13 protein-coding genes are annotated in these 16,912 nt (G+C 71.7%); 5 read left to right on the top strand and 8 right to left on the bottom strand.

All coding sequences use genetic code 11. The annotated features are described in order from the left end of the window. Nucleotides 1-176: 176 nt before the first annotated feature. A complete protein-coding gene (locus tag WME85_RS10000; protein ID WP_437837364.1) occupies nucleotides 177-2,294 on the top strand; it encodes a substrate-binding domain-containing protein in 2,118 nt (705 codons plus the stop codon). A 556-nt stretch (nucleotides 2,295-2,850) separates the two neighbouring features. After that, complete coding sequence (speB, locus tag WME85_RS10005) at nucleotides 2,851-3,831, top strand: agmatinase (protein ID WP_437837365.1); 981 nt, start codon at nucleotides 2,851-2,853, stop codon at nucleotides 3,829-3,831. Nucleotides 3,832-4,239: 408 nt separating this feature from the next. On the opposite strand, the gene WME85_RS10010 is transcribed toward speB, so the two are convergent. From WME85_RS10010 to WME85_RS10025, 4 genes are all read right to left on the bottom strand, one after another. Then, nucleotides 4,240-5,082, bottom strand: a complete 843-nt coding sequence (locus tag WME85_RS10010; protein ID WP_437837366.1) for an alpha/beta fold hydrolase — start codon at nucleotides 5,080-5,082, stop codon at nucleotides 4,240-4,242. Nucleotides 5,083-5,273: 191 nt separating this feature from the next. After that, nucleotides 5,274-6,590, bottom strand: coding sequence for a M28 family metallopeptidase (locus tag WME85_RS10015; protein WP_437837367.1), 1,317 nt, complete (start codon nucleotides 6,588-6,590; stop codon nucleotides 5,274-5,276). A gap of 269 nt (nucleotides 6,591-6,859) precedes the next feature. After that, nucleotides 6,860-7,324 (bottom strand): DUF3565 domain-containing protein, encoded by a 465-nt coding sequence (locus WME85_RS10020; protein ID WP_437837368.1) that lies wholly within the window; start codon nucleotides 7,322-7,324, stop codon nucleotides 6,860-6,862. Between the two features lie 14 nt (nucleotides 7,325-7,338). Then, a complete protein-coding gene (locus WME85_RS10025; RefSeq protein WP_437837369.1) occupies nucleotides 7,339-9,762 on the bottom strand; it encodes a lantibiotic dehydratase in 2,424 nt (807 codons plus the stop codon). Nucleotides 9,763-10,218: 456 nt separating this feature from the next. On the opposite strand from WME85_RS10025, the gene WME85_RS10030 reads away from it, so the two are divergent. After that, nucleotides 10,219-10,878: a glutathione S-transferase family protein gene (locus WME85_RS10030; protein WP_437837370.1), complete on the top strand. Its 660-nt coding sequence runs from the start codon at nucleotides 10,219-10,221 to the stop codon at nucleotides 10,876-10,878. A 20-nt stretch (nucleotides 10,879-10,898) separates the two neighbouring features. Here the strand turns inward: WME85_RS10030 and WME85_RS10035 are convergent, their stop codons facing one another. Further along, entirely contained in the window at nucleotides 10,899-11,165 is a 267-nt protein-coding gene (locus WME85_RS10035) for a hypothetical protein (RefSeq protein WP_437837371.1), read from the bottom strand. Between the two features lie 24 nt (nucleotides 11,166-11,189). Here WME85_RS10035 and WME85_RS10040 point away from each other — a divergent pair, with 24 nt between their 5' ends. Beyond that, nucleotides 11,190-12,059 carry a cupin-like domain-containing protein gene (locus tag WME85_RS10040; RefSeq protein WP_437837372.1) on the top strand — a complete coding sequence of 290 codons (870 nt, stop codon included), beginning with the start codon at nucleotides 11,190-11,192 and terminating at the stop codon, nucleotides 12,057-12,059. A 63-nt stretch (nucleotides 12,060-12,122) separates the two neighbouring features. On the opposite strand, the gene WME85_RS10045 is transcribed toward WME85_RS10040, so the two are convergent. Both WME85_RS10045 and WME85_RS10050 read right to left on the bottom strand, forming a co-directional pair. Next, entirely contained in the window at nucleotides 12,123-13,571 is a 1,449-nt protein-coding gene (locus WME85_RS10045) for a hypothetical protein (protein ID WP_437837373.1), read from the bottom strand. A gap of 20 nt (nucleotides 13,572-13,591) precedes the next feature. Next, a complete protein-coding gene (locus tag WME85_RS10050) occupies nucleotides 13,592-14,599 on the bottom strand; it encodes an LLM class flavin-dependent oxidoreductase (protein WP_437837374.1) in 1,008 nt (335 codons plus the stop codon). A 283-nt stretch (nucleotides 14,600-14,882) separates the two neighbouring features. Here WME85_RS10050 and WME85_RS10055 point away from each other — a divergent pair, with 283 nt between their 5' ends. After that, nucleotides 14,883-16,175, top strand: a complete 1,293-nt coding sequence (locus WME85_RS10055; RefSeq protein ID WP_437837375.1) for an MFS transporter — start codon at nucleotides 14,883-14,885, stop codon at nucleotides 16,173-16,175. Between the two features lie 54 nt (nucleotides 16,176-16,229). Here WME85_RS10055 and WME85_RS10060 read toward each other — a convergent pair whose 3' ends face one another. Then, on the bottom strand, nucleotides 16,230-16,907 hold the full coding sequence (locus WME85_RS10060) for a phytochelatin synthase family protein (protein WP_437837376.1): 678 nt from the start codon (nucleotides 16,905-16,907) through the stop codon (nucleotides 16,230-16,232). Between the last annotated feature and the right edge of the window lie 5 nt (nucleotides 16,908-16,912).

The raw sequence follows: 16,912 nt of genomic DNA on the forward strand, positions 1-16,912 counted from the left end.
GCTTACCAACGTGGCTGACTGGATCCGGAGCAAGTACATGCCCTCACCCGGAGGTAGCGCTGGAGGGATGATGTGGTGGCGCGGGAGCGCGACGGCTCGCGCGCCGAAGTTCCCCGATCGTGCGGTCTAGGTCGGTGATAGGCTCGCATCGTGGCACGGGCGAGGTCGCGATCGGGATGAGCACAGGGCCTGTCAACCAGCGCGCCTCGAACGTGATCGGCGTCGTATCGGTCTCCCTCGACAACTCCTTCAACTGCGCTGCGTTTGCTGGCATGCACCGCGCCGCGCGAGAGCGCGGCTACCAGCTCCTCCTGAGCTGCGGGGCGCCCCGGTCGGTGCACGGACGCGGGGTAGGGCTCCAGCAGGTCGCCGGCTGGATCACGACGTACATCACCGACGGCCTGGAGGAGCTGATGTCCGGCGGGAAGCCGGCCGTGATCTTCTGCGCGCCCGCGCTCGGTGCGCGCTGCCCGGTCGTCCGGGCGGAGAACCGCGATTCGATCCGCCGGCTCGTCGATCACCTCGTCGGCCTCGGCCGCCGCCGCATCGCCTATCTAGGCAAATCGTCCTCGGACGACTTCGTCGAGCGGGGCGAGGCGTTCGACGAGGCCATGAGGGCGCACGGGCTCGACACCGATCTCAACCTGCTCTCGTACTTCGACGAGTGTACCATCTGGTACACCCAGCATCGCTTCCGGACGTTGCTCGAGCGCGACGGCAAGCTCTGCGACGCGATCGTGGCGGGCAACGACGAGATGGCGATAGGCGCGCTGAACGCGATCCGGGCGCACGGCTACCGCGTGCCCGACGACATCGCCGTCGTGGGGTTCGACGACATCAGCCTCGCCCAGCACTGCGACCCGCCGCTCACCACGATGCGGCAGAACCCCGAGCTCCTCGGGAGGGTGGCGGTCGAGCGGCTCATCGAGCAGATCGACCGCGGCGTCCCGTCGCAGCTCGTGACCCGCGTCCCCGCCGAGCTGGTGGTGCGGCGCTCGTGCGGCAGCGGTCGGGGTGCAGCGGGCCCGCCCCCGCCGGAGCTCGGGCAGCGGGGCGACTGGCAGCGCGAGCTGTGCTGGCACATGAACCGCGCCCTCGAGGGGCCAGCGCTCGTGTCGCCCGGCGAGGCGCCCCTCGTCTGGCCCGAGGCCGAGGTGGTCGCGCGCGGCCTCGGCGCGGCGCTCACCGGGGCGGAGCCGCCGGAGCTGGCGGCGCTCGAGCGCGCCTTCGCCGCCGCTGTGGCGCGCAACGACAGGGTCGAGGCCCTCCTCGCGGTGCTACAGCAGGTCGAGGCGGCCGCCGCGCGGCAGCTCGCCGGCGCGCCGGCGCCGGAGGCCGCGGGTCGGACGGAGGCCTTCCTCAACAGCGTGCGTCTCGCGCAGCAGCGGGCGCTCATGGCGTGGGAGCGGCGCGGCGTGAGGAGCCTCGAGCGGCTCGTCCGCGCCAACATGGACATGAGCGGGCTGCTCACGTCGAAGCAGATCTGGAACGACGATCGCCTCGGGTGGCTGCGGCACACCACCGTGCGCGTGGCGTGCATCGCGCTGTGGGCGAAGGACGCGGGCCGGGACGGGCCGGAGCTCATCATCGACGCCGTGCGCGCCGACGATCCGGGCCTCGCCGCGCTCGTGGGGCGCCGGTGCGAGGCCGCGCTCTTTCCGCCGCCCGAGCTGATGGAGGCCGCTTCACCGGACGAGCCGAGCGGCTATCTCGTGATGGTCCCGATCGCGAACGAGCGGCGCGACTGGGGCACGCTGGTGCTGGGAGGGCTGCACACGGAGAGCTTCACGGACAACCTCCAGCCGCTGGCCATGTGGCTATCGCTCCTCGTCGCGGCGTTCGAGCACCACGACATGGAGGCCGCGCTGCACGCGGAGCGCGACATGCTGGCCGCGGCGTACGAGCGCGAGCGCGCGCTGTCGAGCACGGTGCGGGAGCTCGGCTGTCCGGTGATCCCGCTGTTGCCGGGTGTGCTGCTCATCTCGCTGATCGGGGCGATCGACGCGGCGCGGGCGCAGCAGATCCTGGAGGCGGTGCTCGCGGGCGTGGCGCGTGAGGGCGCCCGGTGGGTGCTGCTGGACCTGACGGGCGTGCCGCTCGTCGACGAGGCGACGGCGGCGGCGCTCGCGCAGACGGCGCAGGCGACGCGGCTGCTCGGGGCGCGCGTGAGCCTCGTCGGCGTGGGGCCCAGGATGGCGCAGCGCATGGTCGAGCTCGGGATCGAGCTGCAAGGCATCGCCATCTTCCAGTCGCTCGCCGCCGCGATAAGCCGGTTCACCCGGCCCGGGAGATGACAGGGCGGGCGGGGCAGGGCCCTCGGCGCCCCGGTCTCCCGGCTGCGGGTCGCTCCGCGGCCGCCCCCCTCGCCCACGGCACCCGCGGCCGCCGGCTGCGCTCGCCCGCTGGCGCCGGGTCCGGTCCGCGGCGCGAGCCGCCGAGCTGCCATGATTGCAAGCCCGATCTCAGGAGTGAAAGGCATCGGTGCATTCACCTAGGGCTAACCCCCAGGAATCTGCGGCGATCGCCCTGGCCCACATCCTGCAAAATACCTGGAGCAGAGCGCCCGTGACGGCTTCCCCCCCCGCCGTCGAATGGGCGCTCTTTTTTTTGTCCTTTGTGGCCAGGTGTCCGCCTCCCCTCGGGACCCGGGGGCCGGCAGCGGCGCGCGTCTGCGGATGGGGCTCGCGGGCCCTGGCGATGCGCCGCCGGCAGGACTCGGGTGGTCGCCGGCGCGGGGATGCCGGCGCTGCCCGCGCGGCGCGCCCGGCGCTCGCGGGAGGTCCGGGCTCCACCGCGCGGGCTCATGGTGTCTGTCGGTGAGCGGTCACCCGAGGAGGGGACGGAGGCGAGATGGCGAATAGCACCCGCGGCGATCATGCGTTCACGGCACAGTCCCTCACGGGCGCCTCGTCCGAGCCGATGTACGCGGGCGCGCTCTCGTTCCTGCGCCGCAAGTACTCGCGGGATCTGACGGGGGTGGACGTCGCGGTCACGGGGCTCCCGCTCGACACGGCGACGTGCCACCGCCCCGGGGCGCGCTTCGGCCCCCGCGCCGTGCGCGAGGCGTCTGCCCTGCTCGCCTGGGACCGCCCGTATGGCTGCGAGTTCGACCCGCTCGAGCAGCTCGCCGTCGTCGACTACGGCGACTGCCAGTGGGATCTCGGCCGGCCGATGGAGGTCCCCGCCGCGATCGAGGCGCACATCGCGGGGATCCTCCGCGGCGGGGCCGCGCCGCTGTCGATCGGCGGCGACCACTTCGTCACGTTGCCCGTGCTGAGGGCCCTTCACCGGCAGCACGGCACGCTCTCGCTGATCCACTTCGACGCCCACCCGGACACGTGGAGCCACGACGACGAGGCCGGGAGGATCGATCACGGCACGATGTTCTTCCAGGCCGCCCGGGAGGGCATCGTCGATCCGGCCCGCTCGGTGCAGATCGGGATCCGCACCTACAACCCGGATCCCTGTGGCTTCCAGATCCTCGACGCTCCCTGGGTTCACCGCAACGGCGCCGCCGCCGTGATCCAGCGCGTCCGGGAGGCGGTCGCGGGGCGCAAGGTCTATGTGACGTTCGACGTGGACTGCCTTGACCCCAGCTTCGCGCCGGGCACGGGCACCCCCGTCTGCGGCGGGATCAGCACCGCGACGGCGATCGAGATCCTGCGCGGGATCGCGGGCATCGACGTGGTCGGCATGGACGTCGTCGAGGTCGCGCCGGCCTACGACGCCGCGGGCATCACGGCGCTGGCCGCGGCGACGATCGCGTACGAGCACCTCATCCTGTACGCGCGCCGGCCAGGCGTCGCCGCGGCGCCGGGGCTCGCCGGCTGACGCGGGCCCGACGCCGGCACGCCTGCACCTCGCCGGCGCTGTGCAGCCCGTGGGCCTCGCGGCGTGGTCGCGGGCAGGCCCCGACGTGCCGCTGAGATGCCAGGTCTGCAAGCACCGATCGCAGGATTGAAAGACGTAAGGCGCTCCACTGGGGATAACCCCTGGAAACATGCAGGGATGGCCCTGGCCTGCATCCTGCTAATCACGTAAAGCAGAGCGCCCGTGACGGCTTCCCCCCCCGCCGTCGAATGGGCGCTCTGTTTTTTTGTGCCCTGCACGGGGCGCCCGAGGCTCCCCGCGCGCGGAGCTGCCGTCCACTGGCCACCGCGCGCGCAGGGCGACGCGGCGCGAGGCGGGCCTCATCGCAGCCTCGCAGCCCCGGCGTCCTGGCTTCCTGGCTGCTGTCGCTCAGGGCGCGCTCAGGAACTCCCGGACCGCTGCGAGCGCCTCCGCGCGCGCGTCGTCGAGCACCGCGTGCCCCGCCCGGGGGAAGGGCCGCGCCTGCACGAGCTCCCGGGGCAACGCCGCCACGAGCTCGCGCGCGTCCTCGACCGTCGCGAACGGGTCGAGATCGCCGGACAGCACGAGGGTCGGGCACCGGACGCGCGCGAGCTCCGCGCGCAGATCGTACGTCTGCATCTCGCCCGCCACGAAGTGGCCGCCCACGTCGAGGTGGATGACCGCGCGCTGGAGCGCGCCTTCGTCCCCCGGAGACTGGCGGTAGAGCGGGAGGCAGACCCGGATGTACTCGTTGAAATTGGGCATCGGGTCCGCGTAGAACCGGCGCGCGATGTCGGCCGCCTCCGCGCCCCCGAGCCGCGCGAAGACGGGCAGCATGCGATCCAGGCGGAGCCTGGCCGTCGTGCTCGACAGGATGAGCTTCCCGGGGTGATCCGGGTATCGCGCCGCGTACGCCTGGGCCACCATGCCCCCGAACGAGTGTCCGAGCACCACGGGCCGCCGGATCTCGAGCGCGTCGCAGAACGCCCGCACGTCCTCCGCCCACGTCTCGAGGTTCCACCGCTCGGGCCCGCTGCGGTCGCTGCGCCCGCAGCCGCGGTGGTCGAGGTAGACGACCTGCGCCACCTCGGCGAGCGCCGGGCCGAAGGAGAGGAACTCTGTATGATCGACGCCCGGCCCGCCGTGCAGCAGGAGCACCGTGGGGCGCTCGCGCATCACCGAGCCCTCGGGGACGAGCTTTGACCCTTCCACATCGAAGAACAGCCGGACGTCGCCTGCCTGTACCCTCATCGTGATCCACTGAAATCACAGACCGCGGCGCCGCGCCAGGCCTCTACGGCGCCTGCGAGATCGCACCATGTGTGGCAGATCGCCTCGCGCAGCCCTGGCGAGGATTCATGTGAGCATCCGTGTCGTCGAGCCCGTCTCGCCGCTTCGTCATCGGGTCAGCACCGGGAGCACGCTGGCGCGGCGTCAGCTCGTCACTCGAGCACGATGCCCGCCGCCGCGACCCCGACGGCCTGGGTCAGCCGCCGCATGTAGTCCCAGTTGAGGCGATCGACCCTGTCGCAGCGCTCGTGGTAGCAGGGGTTGCCGTCGTCGCCGAAGAAGTCCTGCGCCACGGCGACCGACGGCACCCCGTAGCGCCAGAACGCGGCGTGATCGCTGCGGTTCGTGCAGGCCTCCGCCCGGACCAGGCCGAGCGCGGCGCGCGCCGCGGCGGACTCGACCGAGGCGGCCAGATCGGCCGATGTGTTCTCGTTGCAGTGGATGGCGTGATAGCGCCCGTCGTCGTTCGAGTCGTATCCGGTCATCTCGAGGTCGAGCACGCCGACGACCTGCGCCAGCTGCCCGTCGCGCTCGAGCTGCTGGGCGTACGCCTTCGAGCCGAGGAGGCCTGTCTCTTCCTGATCGAAGGCGACGAAGCGGAGCCCGACGCGCAGCGGCGCGTCCTTCAGCGCGCGGGCGATGGCGAGCGACGAGACGATCCCTGAGCCGTCGTCGTCCGCGCCGGCGTTGCTGACCGAGTCGTAGTGGGCCGAGATGATGAGGACGCGTGACGGGTCGGGCCCGGGCCTCTCCGCGATCACGTTGACTCCCTGGCTCCAGCCGCTTCGATAGGTGTGCTCCCGGACGGTGAACCCGAGGGCGTCGTACTGCTGGCGCAGCCAGGCGCGGGCGAGGGAGCGCCCGCTCTCGGAGCCGCGCTCGCGGAGGACGACCGTGCGGCCGCCGACGGTCACGGGCGTGGCGCCGGAGAGCTCTCCGAGGCGCGCCTCGAGGAACCCGGCGTCGATGGCGATGTCGGGCGCCTCGCCGTCGAGCGTCGCGCGCTTGTCCGGCGGAGCGCCGGCGCGCTGCCCTCTCGGCGCGCTCGACACGGCGACCTCGCGCTCCGCGATCGGCTCCGCGTGGTAGCGGCGCGAGCCGAGCCAGTCGTGCGGGTCGCGCCCGGCGGGGACGGCGACGACGGCGAACCCGCCGACGCGCGCGCGCTCTCCCGGGAGCGGCGCGTCGGGCAGCGGCCCCTCGACGAGGTGCAGCGGGGCGTCGCGCTCTTCCGTGAGCGCGACGCTCTGCCGGGCGCCGTCGACGGCGGCGCGGGTCGCGACGACCTGGCCGTCCGGCGTGGCGAGGCGGTTCAAGAACGTCGTGACGGTGTCCTTGTCCACGAGCGAGACGTGGACCTCTTGAGTCGCCGGCGCGGTCGGGTCCCCGGCGGCGCACGAGGCCGAGAACAGCGCAAAGGCCGCGCGTCCCGCGGCGGTGGCCCAGGAGCGATGAAGGCGTATCGCCATGTTGTCTTCCCCTTTTGGCGCCACCCTACGGATCTCACCTCGAGGAGCCAAGAACTATCTCACGATGAGGCCGGCGCTGACTCACTTCATCCAGCGGTGGATGCATGGCAGCTCACAGGCATGCTCGTCTGGAGCTATCGAATGATGGTCCAGCCTGTCGGGTCGCACGGGCTCGCGTTCCCGGGAGAAGAGGTGCTGATCGAGGTCGAGCCGCAAGGCGGCCCGATCCAGGTCGCGACCTCGACGGGAGGCGCATCCGACCGGTCGGGTCACCCGCCCTTGCGGCGAAACTCCACGAAGAACCTCACCGGACCCTCGGGGTCGACGTGGTGCAGCACCTCTGGCACCACGATCCCCGGGGCCTCCGGGCTCAACACGTGATCTTGCCCGCCAAGCCCATCGATACGATAGCGGAGCCGCCCCGAGACCACGTGGATGACGCCCCACACGCCGGGCTTGGTCGCATGGTCCCTCCGCAGGCCGCCGGGGATCGTGCCCTCGTCGAACTCCGCCGTTCGCTTGTACGCGACCAGCCCGTCGGGCAGCTCGAGCCGATCGCAGCGGGCGCAATCGAGCTCGGTGCCGAGCATCGACGCGCGGCCCTCGGGGGTGATCACCCAGGGCCTCGTGAGGAAGGGTGGCTTGTGCCGGACGTGCTGACCGTGACCGCAGCTCAGCTCCGCCACCCAGTCGCTCGCGTCGTCCTGGTGATAGCCCGTGATCGGTCGGAGCATCGTCCCAGCTTACGTCACCCGAGGCCTGGCGGCGACGACGCGCCGTCGCCGGCGAGCCCCGTAGGATCGTAGACGACGCAGCGCAGCTCGCTCGTGTACGCCTTGCCCTCACGATCGACGAGCCACAGCTCGTCGAACGACGGCAGCATCTCGCTGAGCCGGATCGGCCCCGCCGCCCCCGCCTCGACGCTCTGCCTCACCAGCTTGGCCATGAGCTCGACGAGGACCGGGCTGTCGAAGTCGACGTAGCAGGGCTTGCGCTCGGCGGGCGTCCGGATGAAGGCGAACCGCGGCAACCCCAGGCGCCGCTGGAAGCGCCGCGCCTCGACCCAGCGCGCGAGCGGATCGTCGATGTCCACGAAGGGGATCCTGTCGGGGGCGACACGCCAGCTCTCTCTGGCGATGACCACGTCGCCCACCGTGATCCGGGGACTGTGATCCATCGCGGGGGCCAGATCGAACGCGCTCGCGGCGATCGAGGTCGTGAGCACGCCCATGAACTCCATGAGCTCGAACCGCGGTGAGCCTGCTCGGTGGCGCACCTCGAGGCCATCGCCCGCGCGCACCACGACGAAGTCCGCCATCCGTACCGTGCGCTCCGCGGGCGCCGGCGAGGGCTCGGACGAGAAGGCGTAGTGGTACGCGTCGGACGGGAACAGGCAGGGGCGCGTGCGCTGGGGCCAGCTGTCCTTCGTGAAGACGGGCACGACGACCTTCCCCGCCCGCTCTCGGTCCACCATGGCCAGCAGCTGCTCCGGCGCCGGGTGCGCGTCCACGAACAACGAGGAGAGCGTGTTGGAGAGGTGGATCTCGCCGAGGACGAACGTCACCTCGCCGCGCCGGATGGCGTCGACGTCCGCGCCCGAGATCATCACGTCCGGCGCGAGGTACCGCGCCGCCCACGCGCCGGGCACGGGCTCGCCGAACGCCTCGCGCACCCGCGGCCGCAGCGCCTCGACCGTGCGCTCGACGCGCGTCGCCTCCGCCGGCAGGTCGAGGATCTCGGCCCAGCGCCGATCGAGCTCACGCCTCGCCTGCTGCACGATGAGCGGTCCCCGCCCGCCCTTCGCGACGAGCTCCGGACCGCTGTCGAGGAACGCGCGCTGGAGGGTCGACAGCTCCACCGCGTCCTCACCCGGACGGCGGACGCTCTCGAACAGGCGCACCAGCGCCTCGCGGTAGCCGCGGACGATCTCCGCGGCGAACCAGCGCGCGCTCGAGAGGACCAGCGACAGCGGCGGCCCCAGCCGGTCGAGCAGGGGCGCGCCGAGGGTCACCTGGGCGGACCGCCGACAGTCTTCGTAGACCAGCGTCCGGCCCGCATAGGCGCGCCCCGCGGCGCGGGTCGGCGACGCGCCCGTCATCCCGTGGAACGTCTCGTCGAGGCGCCCGAGGGCGACATCGAGGGCCCTCGCATCCCCCGCCGCGCGGCTCACCTCGGCCCGCGCCTCGACGAGGCGCGACAGCGCGCCCTCGGCGCGCTCGCGCAGCGCGGGGTCCCCGATCCGCTCGAAAGCACGCGCCAGCTCACGCTCCGGCCACGTCCCGAGCGCCACCTCCCAGCCCCAGGTGACCGCGCCCATCGCGCGCGCCGCTTCCAGCGCGGCGAGCGCCTCCTCCTCGCTGGCGAACGCGCGCGACGGCCCCGCGGAGAGGCGCGCCGCGATCGTCATCGCCGGGGTCACGCCGTCGCAGGCGCAGAGGAGCGCGGCGTGCGCCGGAGGCAGGGGCGAGGGCGGCATCCCCGGTGCGTGGAGCACGCCGCCGTCGAGCCGCAGGTAGGGCAGCAGCCGGGGCGGCGCCCAGCGCCGCAGCGCCGGCTCAGCGCAGAGCGCCTCCGCGAGCGCATCGATGCACCAGGTCTCGAAGTGCACGCGGCGCTCCTCGATGAGCGCCTCGCCGGGATCGAGCGTCAGCGCCTCGGTCCCCGTCCCGATGCGCGCCCAGCCCACGGGCCCGAAGAAGCCGATCGTGTCGTTCTTCGTGCAGTATCGCTGCAGGTACAGCGTGACCAGCCGCTCCCGCTGCCTCACCTTCTTGTTGGCGGTCGGCTCGAGCGGCCTGGACGCCAGGCCCTCGACGCCGGTCTTGAACGCGCCGCGGTTCTGCCAGAGCACCGCCTCCCGGAAGCGCTCGTCCTGCGCGACGCCGCGCAGGTAGCCCCGGATCCGCAGCAGCTCGTCGTCAAAGCAGGCGCGCAGCGCCGGGTCGTCCCCCTTCTCTTTCGGCGAGGCGTCCAGGAGCGCCGCCGTCGCGGGAGCCGCGAGCGACAGGACCGCATCCGAAGCGAACCCGGCCCCGCGCAGACAGGCCCACGGCCAGACCCCGAATGTGCCGCCAGGCAGCGGAACGAGGTGGTCGAGGGCAGACGCCGGAGCGCTGCGAGCTGCGGGGGAAGGAGGCTCCGAGGAAGCCAGGGCGTCCGGTGGCGAAATCAATGCAAGGGCTCGATCATCGGTGCTCACCGGGGGTACCGCTACCATCCAGGCTCCACGCGTCAACGGGGCACGGCCCCACCCCGACGCACCAGCGTCGATGACGTCCCCGAGCAAGCTTGGCCGCTCGGCCGCAGGCGCTCCCCCGCGCCAGGCAGAGCGCCTCCGAGGTACCCCCGACGTAACAGATCGCCGCGTCAAGACATGTCGAGACCGAAGACGGCGTCACAAGCGTGCTCTCACCGCGAAAAAACGGTGAACCCGATCACGCGCGTGTCCGATTTTGCCTTTACGCGGTCCCGCGTTTGATGTACCCAGCGTACATGGTGGGAACACGCATGCATTGTGTGCTCACCGCGAACACATGGGAGCACCTCACCACGTGGGGTCGGTGCTTCATCACGGGCACCTGGTCGCGCTAGGCGGAGCTCCTCCCTCAACATCACGCCGAGCATCGTCATGGAATCGATCCCGCGCCTCACTTACTTCACCGGTCGTGGTCGTGCAGAAAAAATAAGGCTCCTTCTCGCCGAGGCGGGTATCGACTACGAGGAGGTCGACGTCGGTCCCTGGCACATGACGGAGAAGCCACCGCGGTTCCTCGAGCTCAAGGCCGCCGGCAAGCTGGCGTTCGGAAAGCTCCCGCTCTGGGAGGAGCCTGGCGGGGCGCGCATGGTCCAGAGCGGCGCGATCCTGCGGCACATCGCGCGCAAGACCGGCCTCTACGGCCGTGACGCGCTCGAGGCAACCGCATGTGACGAGATCATCGAGGCCGTGGAAGAGGCGGTCGACCGCGCCCGCGCCCTCGTGGGCGCCGAGCCAGCGAAGCTCGCCGAGCTCCTGCCCGTGGTCATCGGGGAGGAGCTGCCGCGGTGGCTCGAGCAGCTCGATCGGATCGTCAAGAACAACCCCTCCGGGTTCTTCGTGGGCAGCTCCGTCACCGTGGCGGACACCACTGTCTTCAGCCTGCTCGAGATGCTCTGCGATAACGGGCTCTCCGAGTCCATCGCGACGTACGCAGGGCTCTCCGGCTTCCTCCAACGGATGAAGCAGCGCCCCGGGCTGTCGCGCCATCTCACCTCGCCTCGCCGCCATCCGCCCCAGCTCCTCGCGATGTGACCGGGGCTCCCTCGCCCCGTTCAGGGTGCTGCGCGCCGCTCGGCGCGCAGCGGCGAATGCTGCTCCGCGATCTGTCGCTCGCGCGGCGGCCCGGACTCGCCGGTCAGGAGCTCGTGGCCGAGGCGTTCCAGCTCCCGCGCACTGTTCCAGGCGAACCTCGCGACCTGCCGGCGCTTCATGCGCTCGAATTGACGGCCGAAAAAGGTCGACGGCCGACACAGGTTAACAGGCGACACAGATTGACGGTCGACACAGGTTGCCAGGCGATACAGATTGACGGGCGACACCGGATAGGAAGGAGAGGAACAGTAATGCAAGCGAACACGCAGGCGAGCTCCACGATCGAGCGGAGGGCCGCGAGGCCTGGGGTGGAATTTTACCGGGAGCTCGAGCGGAGGGGACAGCCGGTCGTGCTCACGGGCGCCGTCGATGCCTGGCCCGCGCGCTCCAAGTGGTCTTTCGACTGGTTCCGCGCGACGCACGGCGACGTCAGCGCCCCCGTGGAGTGGCTGAGGTACCATCGCTCCGCCGACGGCTCGGTGGAGCGCGTCGGCAGGGTCGAGATGATGCGCGTGCGCGACTACATGGACGCGCTCGTCGCGGACGACGGGCGGCTCGGCGGCGGCTATCTCATCGGCAGGGATCTGTTCGGGCTCCTCCCGGGGCTGCTCGCCGACGCGGACTTCCCCCGTCTCGGGGTGAGCGACCGCGTGACGGAGCGCCTCATCTTCATCGGGCCGCGGGGCGCCTTCACCCAGCTCCACTACGACCGCGCGAACAACCTGCACGCGATGCTGGTGGGCCGCAAGCGCTGGCAGCTCTATGCGCCGAATCGGACGCCAGAGCTCCACCCCGCCCGTTACGAATACCCCTATTCGGTCATGAGCGAGGACGACCTCGCCCCCCAGGGCGGCGATCCGGAGCGGCTCCCCGGCGGCGTCCGGCCCGATCACGACTTCATCCTCGAGCAGGGGGAAGTCCTTTACCTGCCCTACGGGTGGTGGCACCGCGTCGAGACGCTCGCCCCGTCGATCGCGACCAACCTGTGGTGGTTGAGCTGGCCGCTGCTCGCCAAGCACGGCCCGGGGCTCGTGCGCGACATCGCCGCGGGCCGCGTGCGCGCGAAGGTGCGGCGCTACGAGCAGATCACCGCCGGCAGGCGGTACCGGAACGAAGCATGAGGGCCCCAAGAGCAGGCGGATCGGCGCCGTCGATCGCGCCCGCTCCTGCGCTCCCCTGCGCTGTCACTCCACCTCGATGACGACCCCCACCGCGGCGGCGCCCTGCTGCACGTTGACGACGCCCGAGCTGTCGGCGTCAGGGCCGACGCGGACCATGCTGCCCGCGAAGAGATCTCCCATCACGAAGAGCCCCCAGATGACGGTATGGGGAGCCACGACGCCGTCGCTTCGAAGGTAATGATAGGGTCGCGACACGACCTGCTCCTGCACCACCCACGCCCGCGGCTGCTCCAGGGCCTGGGCGACCGCCGCGTCCCACGCCGCCGTGGTGGCGCTCCGCCCGATCACCACGCTGTCTCCCCCGAAGTCGCGCCCCAGCTTGAGCACGAGCTCCTCGCGCCGGCCCGCGAGCAGCGCCGGGAGATAGACGCGCTCTTGCCCGCGGGTGACCTCCACGGGCGCCACGACGCGCGTCCAGGGGACGAACCTGCGGGCGGCGTCTCGATCCTCGGGCGCGAGCAGGTCCCCGTCCTGGTGCTCCGAGAGGAGCGCGAGGTTGCGCTTGTCGTCGAGGATGTCGGCCGCGGGGCCGTTGAACAGGGCAACAGAGCGCGAGCGCAGCGCCGACCACGTGCGCGCGACGAACTCCGGGCCACCGATCTTGAGGCGATCCCGCGCGTTGAACTCGAGGAGGGCGTGCAGCCGCTTGCCGCGGAGGGAGAGTCGCCCCTCGGCCTCCTCGAGCTGGCCATAGGACGCGAGCAAGATCTCGCCGCGCGCCCCGTGCGCGCCCAGGAAGTCGGCGTACTGGCCGTTCAGGAACGCGCTCGCCATCTCCATCGCGTTCTGCGGCGGTAGATCGCCGTCGGAGAGCAGGATGCCGATGTTGCACTCGCCCTCCCACGGCACGACGCCGCGGGCCTGGTCGAGCACGTTGCGGAAGAAGGCCAGCAGGCTGTTCGCGGGCTTCACCCGCACGCCACACTGCGCGATGAACCTCTGCACCACGGGCTCCCCGAGCACCACCATCGCCTGCAGCATCGTCTCCCAGCCGCCGACGGCGGCGACGACGTTGAGCTCGAGGCACTTCAGGCCAGCGCCGGTGTCGATGAAATCGCCCCGCGAGATGGCGCCGCGCGCGTCGCCGGAGAGCGACATCGCCTCGATGGCTCCCGCAGCGCGCTCCACGTCGATGTCGTAGAACGCGGCCACACGCGCGGGGTCGCCCCCGAGCACGCGCCGCGGCAGCGACCTGACGGCGCGGGCCATCCCGCGCGCCGCCTCCGCCATCTGCTCCACCCGGCGCGCGTCCACCAGCGTCGGCCATGCGTGCAGCGGGTAATGAATGAGCGGCGAGCGCTCGAACGGCGCGAAGCCATGGCGCTGCCGGGCGTCGGGCTCGCGGTCGGCGAAGTCGAGCCACGCGGCGCTCGCCGGCGACAGCTCCCGGTGCAGCTGCCTGACCTCCGCGGGGCCATCGCCCCGAGGAGAATTCACCTGGTGATCCATCATGTAGGTTTCCTCTGTGGCGCTCACGCGGCGCCGTGCAACGCGAAGGTATCCGCGAGCAGCTCGTAGGAGCGAAGGCGAACGCGGTGATCGTGGCAGATGGTCGTGATCAGCAGCTCGTCCACCTGGAAGTCGTCGACCATGCGGAGCAGCTGCTCCTTGACCTCTGCCGGCTCCCCGACGACGAGGCGCTTGCGATCGACCTCGATCGTCTGCAGATCCTCGGGAGTGTAAGGATAGGTGTCGGCCTCCTCGACGGACGGCACCGGGCCGTCGATCACCCGGCGCGTCCGTACCGCCAGCAGGTCGTTGGTCCGAGCGAGCCGCCGCGCCTCGCCCGCCGTGTCCGCGCAGATGACATAGACGCCGAGCGCGCTGCGGGGCGCCGGCAGCGTGCCCGAGGGCTGGAACTGCGCCCGGTAGCCGCGCGCGAAGACCCCGCCGCTGAACGGGTTGAAGAAATGGGCAAAGCAGAACGCGAGCCCGTGGCGGGCGGCCAGGGCGGCGCTCTGCTCGCCGGTCCCCAGCGACCATATCTCGGGGACCTCATCGACCGCCGGCCTCACCTGAACGCCGCGCAGCTCCTCGGCGGCCGGCGGCGCGCCGGTCATGAAGGCGATGAGATCCGCGAGCTTCTCCGGGAAGATGTCGCCCTTGCTCGCCGCGCCGTACGCGAGGGCCCGCGACATCGCGTCCGAGCTCCCCGAGGAGCGACCGATGCCGAGATCGATGCGCCCGGGGAACATCGCTCCGAGCAGCCGGAATACCTCGGCGACCTTGAACGGGCTGTAATGTGTGAGCAGCACCCCTCCGGAGCCGACGCGGATACGCGACGTCATCGACGCCACCCGGGCGATCATCACCTCGGGCGCCACCCCGGCGAAGTGCCCGGAGCCGTGGTGCTCGGCCAGCCAGAATCGGTGATACCCGAGCGACTCGGCGGCGCGCGCGAGCTCGACCGTGTTCCGGAATGCATCGGCGGCCGTGCCGCCGCTGGCGATAAGCGAATGATCAAGGACGCTGAGCTTCACGACGCGGCTCCTTCATGATGTGACCATGACCGCGCCGACGCCGAACAGGGCGGACGGGGGACATAGGTAGTCGAACCTACCATGGTAGTGCGCGGCAGGGAAGCGATGTGGCTTGGCTGCCGGTGCGTTGCGACGACCACCGCGGTGGTGCTACGTGGGGTGGTTCGCTGTTCGTGGAGGGCCCGGCCCGCCATGTTTCGGCGATGCGCCTCGAGACGCTCGTGAGCGCGCGGTCCTCGGCGGAGCAGCGCGGCGCCTCCGCCGTCGCGCGGAGGTTTGTTGGTTGAAAGCGTTCTGGATCCTCTATGCCGGCCGGTTGCTCTCGGTGCTCGGCTCGGCGCTCACCTCCTTCGCGCTCGGCGTGTGGGTCTACCAGCAGAGCGCCTCCGCCACGCAGTACGCGCTGCTGATGATGTTCTCGCGGATCCCCTCGCTGCTGCTCGCGCCGTTCGCGGGGTCGCTCGTGGACGGCGTCGATCGCCGCCGCATCCTCGTGTGCTGTGCGATCGGCGAGCTCGTCACCTCCGCGGCGCTCGTGCTGCTGCAGCGCACGGGGGAGCTGCGCGTGCACCATGTGTACGTGCTCTCGGTCGTGAGCGCGTGCCTCTCGACGTTCGACTGGCTGGCTTTCTCTGCGGTGACGAGCCAGATGGTCCCCCGGGAGCACCTCGGGCGCGCGGGGGGCGCCGCGCAGATGGGCAACGGCGTGGCGCAGCTCGCGGCGCCGATGGTGTCGGCGCTGCTGCTGGAGAGCGCGGGGCTCGGCGGGGTGCTCCTCGTCGATTGCGCGAGCTTCGTCGTCGGGCTCCTGCTGCTGCTGCCGGTGCCCATCCCGGCGCTGCCCCCGGCCTCGCGCGCGGACGACGCGTCCCCGTGGGCCCGGCTCACGCGCGGCTGGACGTACCTCCGCACGCGCCGCGGTCTGTGCTGGCTGCTCGGCTATTTCGCGGCGATCAACCTCCTGGTCGGCATGGTCAACGCGCTCGCGGCGCCCATGCTCATGGAGCTCGCGTCGGTGCGCGCCGTCTCTGTCGTCGTGACGCTCGGCGGCCTCGGCCTGCTCGTCGGCAGCGTCGTGATGCTCGCCTGGGGCGGGCCGCGACGCCGGGTCCACGGGATCCTGGGGTTCATCGCGCTGGGTGGCGTCGCGGTCGCCGTCGCCTCGACGTCCCGCGCGCTGCCGGTCGTCGCCGCGGGCGCGTTCGTTTTTTATCTGTGTCAGCCGTTCTACGGCGGTTCGAGCCAGGCGCTGTGGCAGACCCAGATCCCCGCCGCGCTCCAGGGGCGGGTGTTCGCCGTGCGGCAGATGGTCGCCATCTCGACCCTGCCGCTGGCCGCCGCGGTCGCCGGGCCGCTCGCCGAGCACGTCTTCGAGCCGCTGATGCGCGCGGACGGCGCGCTGGCCCCGCTCGTGGGCCAGGTCGTGGGAACGGGACGGGGTCGCGGCATCGCGCTGCTCGTCGCGCTCGCGGGCGCGGCCATGTTCTTTCTGTCGCTGATGGCCAGCCGCGTTCCAGCGCTGGCCCGCCTCGAGGACGAGCCGTCCGAAGACGAGCCGCTGCCGCCGGCCGCCTGAGCCGCGCTCGGAAGGGGGAGGATGAGCCCGAGCCCACCCGTGTCGCGCGTTCCGTCACTCGATGAGCAGCAGCCCGCGCTTCTTGCCGCTCGAGGAGTCCACGGTGTCGATGGCGGCGAAGAGCTTCGCGCGCTCGACGAGCCAGGGCTGGAAGCTCTCGTGGACGTCGAGAACGTAGACGAGGTCCCTGTCCTCCACGTAACCGCCGACGGGCGAGTGGTGCCCGCCGCCGACAGAGAAGATGGGCGCTCGGGCGAAGTTCACGATATAGCGGCGCGCCGGATCGTTCGAGCGGCGCAGGTGCTGCTGGAGCTGCTCGGGGGTGAGGTCGCGCAGCACGGTCGCGGTGCGGCCGCGGGCGCGCACCGCCTGGGCGAGATCGTCGAGGGTGAGGCCGCCGACGCAGATCCCGGTGAGGCAGAGGCCGGAGCCCTCGAGCGCCGCCGACTCATCGGCCACCGGGGAGCCCAGCGAGGCGAGCACGTTCACGAGGCTCGCCGGCCCGCAGAACGTCCCGTTCTGCTGGAAATGGATCGATCGCGGGAACGTGCGCGCGACCGGGAGCGCCTTTGCCTCGGCGAGGAGCGCCGGCTCCTGGTGCACCGAGCGAGCCACGAGCGTCGGATCGACCGTGGGCTGGCGGCCGAAGCGGATGGAGAGGTAGAGGCGGGCGACGAAGAGGACCGCGAGGAGGACCACGGCCGCGGCGGCGATCCGAAGGGCGCGCTTCATCGGGC

The organism is Sorangium sp. So ce1153 (assembly GCF_051521595.1).
GTDB lineage: Bacteria > Myxococcota_A > Polyangia > Polyangiales > Polyangiaceae > Sorangium.